Source organism: Nocardia ignorata NBRC 108230 (assembly GCF_001612905.1).
GTDB lineage: Bacteria > Actinomycetota > Actinomycetes > Mycobacteriales > Mycobacteriaceae > Nocardia > Nocardia ignorata.
The window spans coordinates 1-15,757 of record NZ_BDBI01000014.1; the positions used below are offsets into that span (position 1 = coordinate 1).

The 15,757-nt window shown below is 68.0% G+C and carries 16 protein-coding genes and 1 tRNA gene; 11 read left to right on the forward strand and 6 right to left on the reverse strand.

All coding sequences use genetic code 11. From position 1 onward, the window contains the following. Nucleotides 1–637 (forward strand): acyl-ACP desaturase (locus NI2_RS13590; RefSeq protein WP_067490677.1); only part of this gene is annotated, 637 nt, incomplete at its 5' end. A gap of 68 nt (nucleotides 638–705) precedes the next feature. Here the strand turns inward: NI2_RS13590 and NI2_RS13595 are convergent. Next, on the reverse strand, nucleotides 706–1,503 hold the full coding sequence (locus NI2_RS13595; RefSeq protein WP_067490680.1) for a biotin--[acetyl-CoA-carboxylase] ligase: 798 nt from the start codon (nucleotides 1,501–1,503) through the stop codon (nucleotides 706–708). Between the two features lie 123 nt (nucleotides 1,504–1,626). Between NI2_RS13595 and NI2_RS13600 the strand changes: the two genes are divergently transcribed. From NI2_RS13600 to NI2_RS13610, 3 genes are all read left to right on the forward strand, one after another. Then, nucleotides 1,627–3,267, forward strand: coding sequence for an acyl-CoA carboxylase subunit beta (locus NI2_RS13600; protein ID WP_067490684.1), 1,641 nt, complete (start codon nucleotides 1,627–1,629; stop codon nucleotides 3,265–3,267). A gap of 129 nt (nucleotides 3,268–3,396) precedes the next feature. After that, nucleotides 3,397–3,726 carry an acyl-CoA carboxylase epsilon subunit gene (locus NI2_RS13605; RefSeq protein ID WP_067490687.1) on the forward strand — a complete coding sequence of 110 codons (330 nt, stop codon included), beginning with the start codon at nucleotides 3,397–3,399 and terminating at the stop codon, nucleotides 3,724–3,726. A 2-nt stretch (nucleotides 3,727–3,728) separates the two neighbouring features. Then, nucleotides 3,729–4,364 (forward strand): Maf family protein, encoded by a 636-nt coding sequence (locus NI2_RS13610; protein ID WP_067490690.1) that lies wholly within the window; start codon nucleotides 3,729–3,731, stop codon nucleotides 4,362–4,364. On the opposite strand, the gene NI2_RS13615 is transcribed toward NI2_RS13610, so the two are convergent. After that, complete coding sequence (locus NI2_RS13615; RefSeq protein ID WP_067490694.1) at nucleotides 4,290–5,096, reverse strand: helix-turn-helix transcriptional regulator; 807 nt, start codon at nucleotides 5,094–5,096, stop codon at nucleotides 4,290–4,292. The genes NI2_RS13610 and NI2_RS13615 overlap by 75 nt on opposite strands. A gap of 150 nt (nucleotides 5,097–5,246) precedes the next feature. On the opposite strand from NI2_RS13615, the gene NI2_RS13620 reads away from it, so the two are divergent. The 5 genes from NI2_RS13620 to NI2_RS13640 all read left to right on the forward strand — a co-directional run bounded on the left by NI2_RS13620 (nucleotide 5,247) and on the right by NI2_RS13640 (nucleotide 11,074). Continuing rightward, entirely contained in the window at nucleotides 5,247–6,128 is an 882-nt protein-coding gene (locus NI2_RS13620; RefSeq protein ID WP_067490746.1) for a sulfurtransferase, read from the forward strand. A 185-nt stretch (nucleotides 6,129–6,313) separates the two neighbouring features. Then, entirely contained in the window at nucleotides 6,314–8,113 is a 1,800-nt protein-coding gene (locus NI2_RS13625; protein ID WP_067490697.1) for an acetyl/propionyl/methylcrotonyl-CoA carboxylase subunit alpha, read from the forward strand. 142 nt (nucleotides 8,114–8,255) lie between these two features. Continuing rightward, complete coding sequence (locus NI2_RS13630) at nucleotides 8,256–9,224, forward strand: patatin-like phospholipase family protein (protein WP_084476410.1); 969 nt, start codon at nucleotides 8,256–8,258, stop codon at nucleotides 9,222–9,224. A gap of 101 nt (nucleotides 9,225–9,325) precedes the next feature. Beyond that, the gene (locus tag NI2_RS13635; protein ID WP_067490700.1) at nucleotides 9,326–10,696 is read left to right on the forward strand and encodes a hypothetical protein; all 1,371 of its coding nucleotides are present in this window, start codon (nucleotides 9,326–9,328) and stop codon (nucleotides 10,694–10,696) included. Between the two features lie 21 nt (nucleotides 10,697–10,717). After that, nucleotides 10,718–11,074, forward strand: coding sequence for a hypothetical protein (locus NI2_RS13640; protein ID WP_067490703.1), 357 nt, complete (start codon nucleotides 10,718–10,720; stop codon nucleotides 11,072–11,074). A gap of 23 nt (nucleotides 11,075–11,097) precedes the next feature. Here NI2_RS13640 and NI2_RS13645 read toward each other — a convergent pair whose 3' ends face one another. The 3 genes from NI2_RS13645 to NI2_RS13655 all read right to left on the reverse strand — a co-directional run bounded on the left by NI2_RS13645 (nucleotide 11,098) and on the right by NI2_RS13655 (nucleotide 13,270). Then, the gene (locus NI2_RS13645; protein ID WP_067490706.1) at nucleotides 11,098–11,292 is read right to left on the reverse strand and encodes a hypothetical protein; all 195 of its coding nucleotides are present in this window, start codon (nucleotides 11,290–11,292) and stop codon (nucleotides 11,098–11,100) included. A 120-nt stretch (nucleotides 11,293–11,412) separates the two neighbouring features. Next, nucleotides 11,413–12,753 (reverse strand): L-lysine 6-transaminase, encoded by a 1,341-nt coding sequence (lat, locus tag NI2_RS13650; protein ID WP_067490709.1) that lies wholly within the window; start codon nucleotides 12,751–12,753, stop codon nucleotides 11,413–11,415. Nucleotides 12,754–12,817: 64 nt separating this feature from the next. Continuing rightward, nucleotides 12,818–13,270: an Lrp/AsnC family transcriptional regulator gene (locus tag NI2_RS13655; protein ID WP_067490712.1), complete on the reverse strand. Its 453-nt coding sequence runs from the start codon at nucleotides 13,268–13,270 to the stop codon at nucleotides 12,818–12,820. Between the two features lie 113 nt (nucleotides 13,271–13,383). On the opposite strand from NI2_RS13655, the gene amaB reads away from it, so the two are divergent. Both amaB and NI2_RS13665 read left to right on the forward strand, forming a co-directional pair. Beyond that, nucleotides 13,384–14,907: an L-piperidine-6-carboxylate dehydrogenase gene (gene amaB, locus NI2_RS13660; RefSeq protein WP_084476411.1), complete on the forward strand. Its 1,524-nt coding sequence runs from the start codon at nucleotides 13,384–13,386 to the stop codon at nucleotides 14,905–14,907. 53 nt (nucleotides 14,908–14,960) lie between these two features. Then, nucleotides 14,961–15,037: transfer RNA gene (locus tag NI2_RS13665), tRNA-Met, on the forward strand. Between the two features lie 40 nt (nucleotides 15,038–15,077). Here the strand turns inward: NI2_RS13665 and NI2_RS13670 are convergent. Continuing rightward, the gene (locus NI2_RS13670; protein ID WP_443093641.1) at nucleotides 15,078–15,611 is read right to left on the reverse strand and encodes a histidine phosphatase family protein; all 534 of its coding nucleotides are present in this window, start codon (nucleotides 15,609–15,611) and stop codon (nucleotides 15,078–15,080) included. Between the last annotated feature and the right edge of the window lie 146 nt (nucleotides 15,612–15,757).

Genomic DNA, 15,757 nt, shown 5'->3' on the forward strand with positions numbered 1-15,757 from the left:
GATCGTCATCCGCGACTATCTGGTCGTGACCCGAGGGGTCGACCCGGTCGCGCTGGAGAACGCCAGGATGGTCCACATGACCCAGGGCGCGCACGCACCGGCGAACTGGGGCGGGTTCCTGGTCAACGTCGCGTACGTGACGTTCCAGGAGCTGGCCACCCGGGTGAGCCACCGCAACACCGGCCGCGTCTGCGACGACGCCGTCGCCGACCGCATGCTCGCGCGCGTGGCCACCGACGAGAACCTGCACATGATCTTCTACCGCAACCTGTGCGCGGCCGCCCTCGACCTGGTCCCCGATCAGGCGATGCCCGCGATCACCAAGGTGCTCACCAACTTCCAGATGCCCGGCGCGGGCATGCCGAACTGGCGGCGCAACGGCGTGCTGATGGCCAAGCACGGCATCTACGACCTGCGCCAGCACCTCGACGAGGTGGTGCTGCCGGTGCTCAAGCAGTGGAACATCTTCGGCCGCGACGACTTCGGGCCACGCGGCGAGGCCGCGCGCGACGAACTGGCGCAGTTCCTGGCCAAGCTGGAGAAGGACGTGCTGAAGTTCGAGGAGCAGCGCGACAGGTTGCTGGCGCGCGAGCGCGAGGTCGCCGACCGCAAGGGGGCGGGCGTAGCGGCGCGCTGATCGGCAGCGGCCGTTCGGTCAGGCGTGACGACCACAGCGCCTGACCGGCGGCCGCGAACGCGTCGCGGTCAGTACTGACCGCGCAGGTGGGTCACATCTCCCGCCGACACCGCTTCGTCGCCGATCAGCAGTCGCCCCGTGGCGTCTACCCCGGTGGCCACACCGGTGAGCACCTTCCCACCCGGCAGCTCTGCCCGCACGTTCACCCCGATGGTCGCGCAACGCTCGCGGTAGGCCGCCGCGAGTTCGTCGGTGGCCCAGCCCGCCCGTTCCCAATCGGTGAACCGGCGGGCGAATTCGCTGAGGATCGCGGCGGCGAGCGCGGTGCGATCGGTGGTCTGCGCACCGGCCAGCGTGAGCGAAGTCGCATGCGGCACAGGCAGTTCCGACTCGTCCAGGTCGACATTGAGGCCGACACCGACCACCACGGCTGGCGCGATGCCGGTGGCGGCGACCTCGGCGAGGATGCCCGCGAGCTTGCGGTTGTCGAGCAGAACGTCGTTGGGCCACTTCAATTCCGGCGAAAGACCCGCGATGCCACGCAGCGCGTCGACCACCGCGATACCGGTGAGCAACGGCAGCCAGCCCAGCGCCACCGGGTCGATCCCCGGCAACCGGACCAGGATCGACAGCGAGATCTGCGCCCGCGGCGGGCTCACCCACTCGCGCGCGTGTCGACCGCGCCCGGCGACCTGCTCCTCGGCGAGCAGAGCCTGCCGGTCGACAGCGGGATCGGCCGCGCGGGCCACCAGATCGGCATTGGTCGAACCGGTCGATTCGACGACATCGATCCGGTCGAAGAACACCGGTGCCGGGGAGACGAGAGAGCTGCGCAGACGTTGCGCGTCGATCGGTGCCCTGTTCATTCCTGGCACGCTACCTGTCGTCGCGTGCTATGGGGCATCACCACACCTAGCTGCGGTTTCTGTACTGGCCGGTAGGCGTACTGCCGTAGTGCGGGGCGGTGTCACTCGTTACACTCGCAACCCATGACGAGTGTCCAGCAGCAGCCCGCGTCGGAATCGGCGGGCGCCCCCGACATCCACACCACCGCCGGGAAGCTGGCTGATCTGCGGAATCGGCTGGAAGAAGCGCAACACCCGATGGGTGAGGCCGCCGTCGACAAGGTGCACGCCAAGGGCAAGATGACCGCCCGCGAGCGCATCCTCGCACTGGTCGACGAGGGCTCCTTCGTCGAGCTCGACGCCCTGGCCAAGCACCGCAGCGTGAACTTCGGGCTGGAGAACAACCGTCCCACCGGCGACGGCGTGGTCACCGGTTACGGCACCATCGACGGTCGCGACGTGTGCCTGTTCTCCCAGGACGTCACCGTCTTCGGTGGCTCCCTCGGCGAGGTCTACGGCGAGAAGATCGTCAAGGTGATGGACCTGGCCATCAAGACCGGTCGTCCGCTGGTCGGCATCAACGAGGGCGCGGGCGCGCGCATCCAGGAGGGCGTCGTCTCCCTCGGCCTCTACGGCGAGATCTTCCACCGCAATGTGCAGGCCTCCGGCGTGATCCCGCAGATCTCGCTGATCATGGGTGCCGCCGCCGGTGGGCACGTGTACTCCCCCGCGCTCACCGACTTCGTGGTGATGGTCGATCAGACCTCGCAGATGTTCGTCACCGGTCCCGACGTGATCAAGACCGTCACCGGTGAAGAGGTCAGCATGGAAGACCTCGGCGGCGCGCACACCCACATGGTGAAGTCCGGTGTCGCCCACTACGTGGCCTCCGGCGAGCAGGACGCGCTGGACTACGTCAAGGACCTGCTGAGCTACCTGCCGAGCAACAACCGCGCCGAAGCACCGCGCACCGAGCCGACCGACCCGATCTTCGGCGCCATCGAGGACTCGCTCACCGAGGAAGACCTCGAGCTCGACACGATCATCCCGGATTCGCCGAACCAGCCCTACGACATGCACGAGGTGATCCGTCGTCTGCTCGACGACGACGAGTTCCTCGAGGTGCAGGCCGAGCGCGCGATGAACATCATCGTCGGGTTCGGCCGGGTCGACGGGCGCAGCGTCGGCATCGTCGCCAACCAGCCCACCCAGTTCGCCGGCTGCCTCGACATCGACGCCTCGGAGAAGGCCGCGCGCTTCGTTCGCACCTGCGACGCCTTCAACATCCCGATCGTCACCCTGGTCGACGTGCCCGGCTTCCTGCCCGGCACCGGCCAGGAATACAACGGCATCATCCGCCGCGGCGCCAAGCTGCTCTATGCCTACGGCGAGGCCACTGTGGGCAAGATCACGATCATCACCCGCAAGGCTTACGGCGGTGCCTACGACGTGATGGGTTCCAAGCACATGGGTGCCGATGTGAACCTCGCGTGGCCGACCGCGCAGATCGCCGTGATGGGCGCCTCGGGCGCCGTCGGGTTCGTCTACCGCAAACAGCTGGCAGAGGCCGCCCAGAACGGCGCCGATGTCGACGCTTTGCGCCTCGAGCTGCAGAACGAGTACGAGGACACCCTCGTGAACCCGTACGTGGCCGCCGAGCGTGGCTACGTCGACGCGGTCATCCCGCCGTCGCACACGCGAGGCCAGATCGTGTCGGCGCTGCGACTGCTCGAACGCAAAATGGTGACCCTTCCCCCGAAGAAACACGGCAACATTCCGCTCTGAAAACGCGATATTCCTCGTGTGCCGCGCACACTTGTTGGGGAAATCAACTATTGCCCGGCGCTGTTGCACCGGGAATGATCGCGGACACCGCGCCGTGAACCGAAGTACGCGCAGGAAGGATCTGGCACTGTGACCACTGTGGCAGAAGAAGACGTGCTGACCGCCGCCGAGCTCGAGCTCGCTGTCGAACCACTCGTCGACGAGGTCGAACTGTCTACCGACACGCTGACCGAGGCCCCGGCGGAACCCGCCGGTGAGCCGCTGTTGCGCATTCTCAAGGGCTCGCCCACCGACGAGGACGTCGCCGCGCTGGTCGCGGTGTTCGGTGCCGCCGCCGCGAGCGCACCGGCGCCGACCGCTCCGCAGCCGGTCGACGGCTGGGGTCAGGCGACGCTGATGCACCGGGGTTCGTCCCCGTTCTCGCCGTACGTGTACCCGCTGCTGTCGCACCTGCGCTGAGGGTGACCCGGCTGGTCTTGGCCTCCGCGTCCCCCGCCCGGCTCGGGGTGCTCCGGACGGCGGGTATCGATCCCGTCGTCCGCGTCTCCGGCGTCGACGAGGACGCGGTCTCGGCCGCGCTTCCCGCTGATACCTCCGCCGAGGATGTCGTTGTCGCCCTGGCCCGTGCCAAGGCGCTCGACGTAGCGGGCTCCATTCCCGAACTCGCCGCCGACTGTGTCGTCGTCGGCTGCGATTCCATGCTGCTCGTCGACGGGCGGCTGCAAGGCAAACCGCATACCCCCGAGGTGGCGCGCGAACGCTGGGCGAGCATGGCCGGGCGCAGCGCCGATCTGCTCACCGGTCACTGTGTGCTCCGCCTGCGCGACGGCGAGGTCGTCGCCGAATCGGCCGAATGCAGTTCCACCACCGTGCATTTCGCCAAACCCGGCCCGGACGAACTCGAGGCCTACATCGCCACCGGCGAACCGCTTCAGGTGGCGGGCGCGTTCACGCTCGACGGTCTCGGCGGCTGGTTCGTCGACCGGATCGAGGGTGATCCGTCGAGTGTCATCGGGATCGGGCTACCACTGCTGCGCAGGCTGCTCGAAGACGTCGGCGTCGGTGTCACGCAACTGTGGCGGGACGCGCGGTCCTGACGGCGTGATCATGCGCTGAGCGGCCTGGTCCTCACCGATCGCCGGCCGGGCGGGCCGCTCGCCGTGCTCCTCGGCCGCGTGCTCGACGGCTTCCGCACCGAGGGTGAGTTCGAGCCGGGCGTGGCACAGTTCCGGTTCGGTAAACGGATGCAGCCGCACCTCCACCCGGCCGCGCGCACCGTTGCGTTCCAGCACTTCGCGCATCAGACCCACATGCACTCCGCACACCACTTCGGCGTGCGAACGGGCCAGTTCGCGCAGCGGGCAGGCGGTGAGATTGATCCCGACGTGCTCGTCGGTCTCGCCGACCGGGTCCTTCTCCGGCGCGAAGCCGAGTTCCGACATCAGCGACATGGTGATGTCACGGGCGTCGGCGAGAGTTTCCACCTGGTGGGAGCCGATATCCATGCGACGGCCCCACGCGCGGCCCGCCTCGATGGCGGCGGCGGAGCGGCTGAGCGGGTCGGGTCCGAGGTGGTCGGCCAGCACCTGGGCCAGTTCCTGATAGCCGACCGACCGCTGCACCGCGCGATAACCGATGCGAGGTCGGCCACGTCCGCGCGGGGGTTGCTGGAACTGGCGCACGAGCGATTCGCGGGTGAGAACGTCGAGGTGGAAACGGACGGTGGTGACGTGCTGTCCGGTGATGCGGGCCAGTTCCTGGGCATCGAGGGGCTCGGTGGCGCCACGTAGGATCGCGAGCAGTCGCCGTCGCGGCCATGAATCGGACATAGCTCACCCCTCCTCTCCAGAGACTTTATCGGACAGCTCTGCGCTTTATTCGCCCATTGCGTCGATTCGTGATGTGCCACCACAGACATACCATCGGCTACGGCCTCGACACTGCCGCACCCGCCCAACTCTCGCGTGAAGGACCACACTGTGCCCGTCGCCCCGGATCCGCACCCCGCCTACGGTTCCTACGCAGTCCCGCATCGATTGGTAACCACCGAATGGCTGTCCGCAAACATCGGGGTGCCCGGTGTGAAGGTCATCGAATCCAACGACGACATTCTTCTCTACGACATCGGACATGTGCCCGGCGCGGTCAAGATCGATTGGCGTGGTGATCTGAGCGACCCGGTGACCCGCGATTACATCGATGGCCACCGATTCACCGAACTGATGCGCGCCAAGGGTATCCGGCGCGAGGACACCGTGGTGATTTATGGCGATCGCGGCAATGCCCAAGCCGCACACACCGCCTGGATCTTCACCCTGTTCGGCCACGAGGACGTGCGCCTGCTCGACGGTGGCCGCGACGCCTGGATCTCCGAGGAACGCGACACCACCTTCGAGACGCCTGTCCCCGAGCGCAGCGACTACCCGGCGGTCGAGCGTGACGACACGACCGCCCGCGCGTTCCGCGAGGAGGTTCTCGCGCGGCTGGGCCGCCCGCTGGTGGACGTGCGCTCGCCGCAGGAGTACGCGGGCGAGTCCGGCGGCGACAAGGAACCGGAAACGCAACGGGCGGGCCATGTGCCAACCGCCGTTAACATCCCGTGGACACTTGCCTGCTCACCCGATGGAAGATTCCGTTCGCGCGCCGAACTCGACGACGTCTACGGCGCCCTGCCCGCCGAGGATCTCGTGGTTTACAGCCGGGTCGGCGAACGCTCCAGCCACACCTGGTTCGTCCTGACCTTCCTGCTCGGCCGCAGGTCGGTGCGCAATTACGACGGTTCGTGGATCGAATGGGGCAACTCGGTTCGCCTGCCGATCGCCGCGGGCGACGAACCGGGCACCGTCGATCAGCGGAATTGAAACGGGTTCACAGGTCGGCGCGCCGCGTAGTGTGACCTACGACCTACTGAACAGTAGGGCTAGCCGAGTTCGGGGCGAATTGGCACACTGCCTACACTCGCCCGAGACGAAAGTTGTCGATACCGGGCGCGGGGCCCACACGGTGACCCGTCCGAAGCGACCAAAGATTGCACACAGGAGGCTCAGTGCCCAGCCATGCCAGCGCACGGATCACGAAGGTACTCGTAGCTAACCGCGGCGAGATCGCGGTCCGCGTGATCCGGGCTGCCAAGGACGCGGGGATCACCAGCGTCGCGGTGTACGCCGAGCCCGATGCCGACGCTCCCTTCGTGAAGCTCGCCGACGAGGCGTTCGCCCTCGGTGGCCAGACCTCGGCCGAGTCGTACCTCGTGTTCGACAAGATCCTCGACGCCGCCGCCAAGTCCGGCGCCGACGCGATCCACCCCGGCTACGGCTTCCTCTCCGAGAACGCCGACTTCGCCCAGGCCGTCATCGACGCCGGGCTGATCTGGATCGGCCCCTCGCCGCAGTCGATTCGCGACCTGGGTGACAAGGTCACCGCCCGCCACATCGCCGAGCGCGCGCAGGCCCCGATGGCCGCGGGCACCAAGGACCCGGTCAAGAACGCCGACGAAGTCGTCGCGTTCGCCAAGGAATACGGCGTCCCGGTCGCGATCAAGGCGGCCTTCGGTGGCGGTGGCCGCGGCATGAAGGTCGCCCACACCATCGAGGAGATCCCCGAGCTGTTCGAGTCGGCTACCCGTGAGGCCGTCGCCGCCTTCGGCCGTGGTGAGTGCTTCGTCGAGCAGTACCTGGACAAGGCCCGCCACGTCGAGGCCCAGGTCATCGCCGACCAGCACGGCAACGTCGTCGTCGCCGGTACCCGTGACTGCTCGCTGCAGCGCCGCTTCCAGAAGCTCGTCGAGGAGGCGCCCGCGCCGTTCCTGTCCGACGAGGTCCGCGCCAAGATCCACGACTCCGCCAAGCGCATCTGCCGCGAGGCGGGCTACTACGGCGCGGGCACCGTGGAGTACCTGGTGCAGGGCGAGACCGTGTCGTTCCTCGAGGTGAACACCCGCCTGCAGGTGGAGCACCCGGTCACCGAGGAGACCGCGGGTATCGACCTGGTGCGTCAGCAGTTCCGCATCGCCGAGGGCCACGAGCTGAGCATCACCGAGGACCCCGCCCCGCGTGGTCACTCGTTCGAGTTCCGCATCAACGGTGAGGACGCCGGTCGCGGCTTCCTGCCCGCCCCCGGCCCGGTCAACGTGTACCGCGAGCCCTCGGGCCCCGGCGTGCGCGTGGATTCCGGTGTGGTGGCAGGCAGCGTCATCGGCGGTCAGTTCGACTCGATGCTGGCCAAGCTGATCGTCACCGGCGAGAACCGCGAGCAGGCGCTGCAGCGCGCCCGTCGCGCGCTGGCCGAGTACGAGGTCGAGGGGCTGGCGACGGTCATCCCGTTCCACCGCGCGATCGTCGAGGACCCGGCGTTCATCGGTGACGGCGAGAAGTTCGACGTCTACACCAAGTGGATCGAGAACGAGTGGAACAACACCGTCGAGCCGTACACCGGCGGCGGTGCCCCGGCCGACGACGACGAGGAACTGCCCCGGCAGAAGGTCGTCGTCGAGGTCGGTGGCCGTCGCGTCGAGGTCTCGCTGCCCGGTCAGTTCTCCCTCGGTGGCGGCGCGGCCGGTGCGGCCGGTAACGGTGTGGTCCGCAAGAAGCCCAAGCCGCGCAAGCGTGGTGGCGGCGGTGCCGGTGCCGCGTCCGGTGACGCGGTCACCGCGCCCATGCAGGGCACCGTGGTGAAGGTCGCCGTCGAAGAGGGTCAGACCGTCGAGGCGGGCGACCTGATCGTGGTGCTCGAGGCCATGAAGATGGAGAACCCGGTCAACGCGCACAAGGCCGGTGTGGTCACCGGGCTGGCCGTCGAGGCGGGTGCCGCCATCACCCAGGGCACCGTCCTGGCCGAGATCAAGTAGGACGACCTTTTCGCGAACGGGCGCCGGTCTTTATAGACCGGCGTCCGTTCGCGTTCAAAGACGATTGCCCTGAGTGAACGGGCGGCGAAGATCGCGCTCGCGGCCGGGCGCCGCGTCCGTGGCCTGTCGTAATGTGGGTCGGGTGACCAGCAGTGCGCACATCGAACCGGATTCCGCAGCCACACCGGATCCGGTGCCGGTCGCCGAGGTGATTCGCGGCAGGCAGGCCGCCGGGCATCGCGACGACGGCCACCGTCTGGCCCTGGTGATCGAGGGCGGCGGCAGCCGGGGGGTGTACTCCAGCGGCATGGTGCAGGCGCTCGAGGAGCTCGGGCTGTCGACGGTGTTCGATGCCGTGTACGGCACGTCGGCCGGGGCGATCAACGGGGCGTGGCTGCTGTGCGGGCGGGCCGCATCGGGGATGCGGTCGTGGACGGATCGCACCATCATGCGGCGAGTGGTCGACCCGGTGCGGATCGTGCGCGGGCGACCGGTTTTCGATCTGCACTACCTGGTGCACCGGGTGTACGACGGGATCGAGCCGATGGACTTCCCGGCGATCCTCGCCAATCCGACCAGCTTCCATCCGATCGCCACCGATACCCGCACCGGGCAGCCGGTCGATCTCGCACCGTTCATCGTCGACAAGCCGACGCTGCTCACGGCTTTGCGTGCGTCGGCGGGATTGCCGTTGCTCGCGGGCCCGCCGGTTGAGCTGGCCGGCCGCAGTTATTTCGACGGTGGTCTCTCCGAGACCGTGCCGATCCGGAGCGCCGTGAGCGCGGGCGCCACCCACGCCCTCGTCCTGCGCACGCGACGAACCGGGGAGCTACGTCCGCCCGCTCCCCTCGTGCACCGGGTGGTCGGTGGCGGATATCTGCGTGCGGTCGCACCTGGCGCTTTCCGCGCGTGGTCGGCGCGACCCGGTCAGCAGGCGGTGGAGGACAGTTACCTCGCTGGCCTGGGTGACCGGGTACTGCAGGTGCATCCCCCTGCCGACGCCCCGCCGGTCGACAGCGCCGCCCGCGACACCACCCTGCTCACCCAGGCCCTCGACCTCGGACGCGCCGCCGTCCACGCCATGCTCGGTGACCGGCCGAGCCTGGCCTGACGCGACCCCCGGAACTCCGGGGCACCGGTTTTGCCGGATTTCCCAGTTCTGCCCGCTCCCTTAGCGTCTCACCGGCGAGGGCATGAGCAGAGGAGACCGGGATGGGTACGCAGGTGCTGGCTCGACCGCCGGTGGAGTCGGCCGGTCATGAGGAGCCGCAGGAGCGAAGGTGGCATCCGGCCGTCCGGGTGCTGTTCCGGTTCACGTTCGTCACCGTCGGAATCGGGATGGCCGGTGCGTGGTTGCTGCACGCGCTGCTGCGCACTCTCGGCCTCCCGCAGCAGGTGGTGGCCGAGATCGGCAAATGGACTGCGCTGCATCCGCTCACGGACTGGGTGGGCGCCCAGCTCTTCGATGTCCGGGTCGACTACACGGTCACCGGTAGTGGCGACACAGCCGCCAAGTGGATCAGCGTCATCACCCTGATCCTGGTCGCGGTTCCGGTGACCGCGGTGTGGTCGGTACTCGACCGGCGGCGCCCCGACTATGCCCGCCTGTACGGCTGGTTCCGGTTGCTGGTGCGGTTCACGCTGGTGAGCGCGCTGATGCTGTACGGGATGATCAAGCTGATGCCGACCCAGATGTCGTTCAATCTGGAGCGGCTGGTCGAACCGTTCGGGCACATGAGCCCGATGGCCGTGCTGTGGGCGCAGTCGTCGCTGTCGGAACCGTACGAGATGGCGCTCGGGGCGGCCGAGGTGACGGCGGCGGTGCTGCTGATCCTGCCGCTCACCGCCGGGCTCGGCTCGGTGCTCGCGGTGATCGTCGCGCTGCAGGTGGTGTTGATGAACCTCACCTTCGATGTGCCGGTGAAACTGTTCGCCCTCCAATTGCTGCTGTACGCAGTGCTTCTCGCGGCACCTGATCTCGTACGTCTGGTCCGGGCGCTGCTCGGCCGTGCTGTCGAAGCGAGCCCGCCGACCACCCTGCTCACCTCACCGCGTGGCAACCGCTTGATGCTCGGTGCTCAGGCACTGCTCGGGCTGTGGTTCCTCGTGGCCACGGCGGTCGAGGCCTACGACGGCTGGCACACCTACGGCAATGCCCGGCCGAAGTCGCCGCTCTACGGCATCTGGAATGTCACCGAGTACTCGTTCGACGGCGAGCAGGTGCCCGCGCTGGTCGACTTCGACGCACCGGCAACCGGCCTGCCGAACGCGACCGAACGGTTCCGCCGCATCATCTTCGACATCCCGCAGGGCATGACCGCCCAGCGCCTCGACGATTCGCTGGTGTCCTTCCCCGCCCGCGTCGACACCGGAAAGCAGACTGTCACCTTGTCCAAGGACACCACCCACCAGTGGACCATCGCGTCCTTCACTTACCTTCGCCCACAGGAGAATCAGCTGATCCTCGAGGGCAAGCTCGGTGGTCGCCAGGTGCGGATGCGGCTCGACCAGGTCGACCTCGACCAGTTCCCCGTCGTCTCGCGCGGCTTCCACTGGGTTCAGGCCACCCCGTACTACCGGTGACTCCCCGGCTAGGCTCGGCCCGTGGAACCGATCGAGATCAACGCAGGCTCCTGGTATCTGCGTGCCCTGCGCGCCGACGACCGCATCGATGACCGGCCCGCGCTCGCCGAAGCAGGCATCGTCGACCCCGATTACATCGCCCGCCGCGACAACGGCTGGGCCGACGAATCGCATCTGTCGTGGGCGGTGTGCGTGCCGACCACGGCGGAGATGATCGCCGAGATCGGCGTCACCCCCGACGCGGACGGCACCGCCCTGATCACCGGTTGGGCGCGCGACGGATTCGCCGACGCCCTGGCCACCGGCGTCGAATCCGTGACCCGTTTCGTCGCAGGCGCCCTCGCCCTCACCCCGCGGCTCAGCCCCGAATTGGGCTGAGCCTCTTCCGGTGTCGGGTCTCGTCAGTAGATGCAGGGCTTGGGCCGGCCTGCCCAGCCGCCGTTGAGGAATTCGCATACCGCCGAGAAGATGTCGCCCGTCGATGACCCGACCTGGGTCGCGGCGGGGGCGCTATCGGGTCCGGTGGCCGCGTTCGCGGTCGTGACGGGGAGGGCGAGGCCGGCGATCACAGCGCTGACAGCAACGAGCTTCTTCATCGAGAGTCCTGTTCGGTAGTTGTCGATCGAGTTGTTCGCTCGGAAGACGAGTCTGGCATATCTGACCGTTCGGTCAAATACCCGGCGGCACCGAAGCTGGTTCTCTCAACAGGTTTGCCGTCATTCCACGATGGTCGCGAGTACCCGGTCGAGGGCGTCCACAACCTTGCCCAGTTCCGCTTCGGTGACGGTGAGTGCCGGACGGAACCGGATTCCGCGTTCGCCGGTCCCCAGCAGCAGCACGTGTTCACGCTCGCGCAGGGCCGTCACCACCCGGTCCCGCAGTTGCGGGGTGGCAAGGGTGATCGCGCACATCAGCCCGCGCCCACGTACCTCGCTCACCTTCTCCGGGTGCGCGGCGGCGAGCTGATCCAGCTGATCGAGCAGGTACCGGCCGAGGGGGCCGACCTTGTCGATCACCCGATCCTGTTCCAGCACTTCGAGAATGCGACGCGCGCGCACCATGTCGGTGAGGTTGCCACCCCATGTGGAGTTGAGCCGCGAACTCACCCGGAAGACATTGTCGGGAACCTCGTCGACCCGGCCGCCCGCCATGATGCCGCAGACCTGGGTCTTCTTCCCGAACGCCACCACATCCGGAGCTACATCCAATTGCTGGTAGGCCCAGGTGGTTCCGGTGAGCCCGACACCGGTCTGCACCTCGTCGAGGACGAACAGGACGTCGTTGTCGTGGCACAACCGCTGCATCGCGGCCAGGAACCGCGGCCGCAGGTGCCGGTCGCCGCCCTCGCCCTGAATGGGCTCGGCGATGAAACAGGCGATGTCGTGCGGACGGTCGGCGAACGCGCGGGCGGCCTGAGCGAGGGTTTCGGCTTCGAGCGCGTCGAGGTCCTCGCCCGCGAAGGTGTGCGGGGTGTCCAGGCGCGGCCAGTCGAACTTGGGGAAGCGCGCGGTCTTGACCGGATCGGTGTTCGTCAGCGACATGGTGTAGCCGCTGCGCCCATGGAAGGCGCCGGTCAGGTGCAGCACCTGGGTGCCGAGTTCCGGTGAGCGGCCGTGGGATTCGTTGTGCCTGCTCTTCCAGTCGAAGGCCACCTTGAGCGCGTTCTCCACCGCGAGCGCACCACCGTCGACGAAGAACAGGTGCGGTAGCCGCGGATCACCGAGCACGCGGGCGAAAGTATCGACGAAGCGGGCCATCTCGACGGTGTAGACGTCGGAATTGCTCGGCTTGTTCACCGCGGCGGTGGCCAGTTCGGCGCGGAAGCGCTCGTCGCGAGCCAGCGCCGGATGGTTCATGCCGAGGGCGTTGGAGGCGAAGAAGCCGAACATGTCGAGATAGGCGGTGCCGTCGCGTTCGTCGATGAGCGTGCGGCCGTGGGACTTGTGCAGGTCGAGCACAAGGTCGAAGCCGTCCGCGAGGATGTGCGAGGACAGGATTTCGTGGACCCGGTTGGCGGGGGTGACCGCCGCGCCGGGGCGCTCCAGTTCGATGGTCACGACCCGAGGGTACGCAACTATTTACGGAACATCCACGGAATGACGGATTAATTACGAAGAATCGTTACCTGTCGTAGAATGTCTGCAGGATGATGGTGCTGCGCGTCCGTACGTTGGCGGTGGCCCGGATCTCCTGCAGCAGCTGTTCGAGATGCCGGGGTGAGGCCACCCGCACCAGCAGGACGTAGCTCTCCTCGCCCGCCACCGAGTGGCACGCCTCGATGCCGGGAACGTGCTGCAGCAACGCGGGCGCGTCATCGGGCTGGGACGGGTCGAGAGGAGTGATCGCGACGAATGCCGACAGCAGGTGCCCGAGCGCTTCGGGGTCGACGTTGGCCGTGTATCCGCGGATCACGCCGCGCGCCTCGAGCCTGCGCACCCGTGACTGCACCGCCGACACCGAGAGGCTGGCCTTCTCCGCCAGATTCGACAGGGTGGCGCGCCCGTCGTTCATCAGCTCTCTGATCAGGAGCCGGTCGATATCGTCGAGCTGGGGTCTAGCCGGTGTATCCGCCATCAGCGAAGGCTAACGCAGGCCGGGGGTTGCGCGGGGAAGACTTCTTTCTGTTCTCCTCCGAAATCCGAGCGAACTTTTCCGTGAGTCGTACCAACAGCAGAAGGTGAACAGTGATGACGCACACCGTGACCGAGCATTTCTCCGAACAGCTCTCGCTGCGCGCGCGGGCCCTGCTGCACGGCCTCGGCGCCGACGTGCCCGAGCCGGGCGTCCTGCTCGCACGCACTCCGATCTCCGGCGGTGTCCTGCTCCCGCTCACTCCCGACACCACGGCCGACGTGGATGCCGCGATCGGTCGCGCGGCCGGCGCGTTCGAATCGTGGCGCGCGGTACCCGCCCCGGTGCGCGCGGCGCTGGTGCGCAGGTTGTCGGCGTTGCTGGTCGCCCATCAGGACGAGCTGGCCGAGCTGGTCACGCTCGAGGCGGGCAAGATCGGCGCCGAAGCGCTCGGCGAGGTGCAGGAGATGATCGACGTCTGCGAGTTCGCGATCGGCCTGTCGCGTCAGCTCTACGGCGCGACCATGCCGTCCGAGCGGCCCGGGCATCGGCTCATGGAGACCTGGCATCCGCTGGGGGTGGTCGGGGTGATCTCGGCGTTCAACTTCCCGGTCGCGGTGTGGGCGTGGAACACCGCCATCGCGCTGGTCTGTGGTGACACGGTGGTGTGGAAGCCGTCGGAGACGACCCCGCTCACCGCGCTGGCCTGTCACACGCTGCTGCGCCGGGCCGCGCTCGAGGTGGGCGCGGATCCGCAAGTGCACCAGCTGGTCCAGGGTGACGCCACCGTCGGCGAGGCGCTCGTCGACGACCCACGGGTGGCGCTGCTGAGCGCGACCGGGTCGGTGCGGATGGGTGGCATCGTCGCGCCACGGGTGGCGGCCAGGTTCGGGCGGTGCCTGCTCGAGCTCGGTGGCAACAATGCCGCGATCGTGGCGCCGAGTGCCGATCTGGAGCTCGCGGTACGGGGGATCGTGTTCGCGGCGGCGGGCACGGCGGGTCAGCGATGCACCACGCTGCGCAGGTTGATCGTGCAAGGCTCGATCGCCGATCAGCTCGTCGAGCGGCTGTCGTCGGCGTACAACCAACTGCCCGTGGGCAATCCACTCGACGACGGTGTGCTCGTCGGCCCGCTCATCAACGAACGTGCCTACACCGCGATGCAGGCGGCGCTGCTGCGTGCCCAGGACGAGGGCGGCGAAATCGTCTGCGGCGGTGAGCGGGTGGAGCTGATCGGGTCGGAGGCGTACTACGTGCGACCCGCGCTCGTGCGAATGCCCGCGCAGACCGAACTGGTGCGCGAGGAGACCTTCGCACCGATCCTGTATGTGCTCACCTACGACGACCTCGACGAGGCCATCGCACTGAACAACGGTGTGACCCAGGGCCTTTCCTCGGCTATCTTCACCCTCGACCAGCGCGAGGCCGAACAGTTCATCGCCGGATCCGATTGCGGCATCGCCAATGTCAACATCGGCACCTCCGGCGCGGAGATCGGCGGCGCGTTCGGCGGGGAGAAGAACACCGGCGGCGGGCGCGAATCCGGGTCCGACTCCTGGAAGGCCTACATGCGCCGGGCGACCAACACGATCAACTACTCCACCGAACTCCCCCTCGCCCAGGGCATCCATTTCGGCTGATCACAGCGGCGATTTCGCCTTCGGCCACCCCGCGTGTACAGTAGTGAATGCAACGCGGGATGGAGCAGCTCGGTAGCTCGCTGGGCTCATAACCCAGAGGTCGCAGGTTCAAATCCTGTTCCCGCTACCACCCGAAAGCCCCGGAGTTTCGACTCCGGGGCTTTCGTCGTTCATCCCAGTCGCAACGTCCAGTTGCCGCGGAAATGCAGCCGGGTGACGCTCGCCGGCTGAACATCGATGCGCCAGAAGGACTTCGACGGCGCGTCGAGGACGACCAGCAGCGCCGCGCGGATCACCGAGGGATGTGTCACCGCGACGGTATCCACACCCGCCGTCGCTATCTCGGCCAGCCAGAACCGCACCCGCTCCACCAGGTCGGTCACCGACTCACCACCGTGCCCGCGGAATTCCGGATCGGTGAGCCAGGCGAACAGCTGACCCTGCGGGAGCCTGCTCATCTCGGTACCCCGCCACGCCCCCGCGTCCAGGTCACGTAGTCGCTCGTCCCGCTCGCCCACCAGCCCGAGCGCCTCGGCGGTCTCGCGCACCCGACGTTCCGGGCCCGTCCGCACCTGCGCTCCGGTCAGCGGCGAGCACGTCTCCAGCGCGGCGAGGCCCGCCGTGTCCAGGGGTTCGTCGACCGGGAATCGCGCCTTGCGTACCGCCTCGGTGAGGCCGTGGCCGACGAGGTCGACTCTCAGCACCGTTTGCACGATGGACCAGGGTACGGCGAGCGTGTTCCGGGCCACACCCCTCACCCCGGCTCGACCGGGGAATCGTCGGCGGCCTGGCCATAGACGCTGGTCGCGGGCGGCGCGCGGATCGCGGAACCTGTCGGTGGGTGGGTGCA

Excerpts from the sequence above, each read along its gene's own strand:
- NI2_RS13595 (WP_067490680.1), bottom strand. The coding sequence starts at position 1,503 with ATGAACAGGGCACCGATCGACGCGCAACGTCTGCGCAGCTCTCTCGTC.
- NI2_RS13600 (WP_067490684.1), top strand. The coding sequence starts at position 1,627 with ATGACGAGTGTCCAGCAGCAGCCCGCGTCGGAATCGGCGGGCGCCCCC.
- NI2_RS13615 (WP_067490694.1), bottom strand. The coding sequence starts at position 5,096 with ATGTCCGATTCATGGCCGCGACGGCGACTGCTCGCGATCCTACGTGGC.
- NI2_RS13635 (WP_067490700.1), top strand. The coding sequence starts at position 9,326 with ATGGGTACGCAGGTGCTGGCTCGACCGCCGGTGGAGTCGGCCGGTCAT.
- NI2_RS13645 (WP_067490706.1), bottom strand. The coding sequence starts at position 11,292 with ATGAAGAAGCTCGTTGCTGTCAGCGCTGTGATCGCCGGCCTCGCCCTC.
- NI2_RS13655 (WP_067490712.1), bottom strand. The coding sequence starts at position 13,270 with ATGGCGGATACACCGGCTAGACCCCAGCTCGACGATATCGACCGGCTC.
- amaB (WP_084476411.1), top strand. The coding sequence starts at position 13,384 with ATGACGCACACCGTGACCGAGCATTTCTCCGAACAGCTCTCGCTGCGC.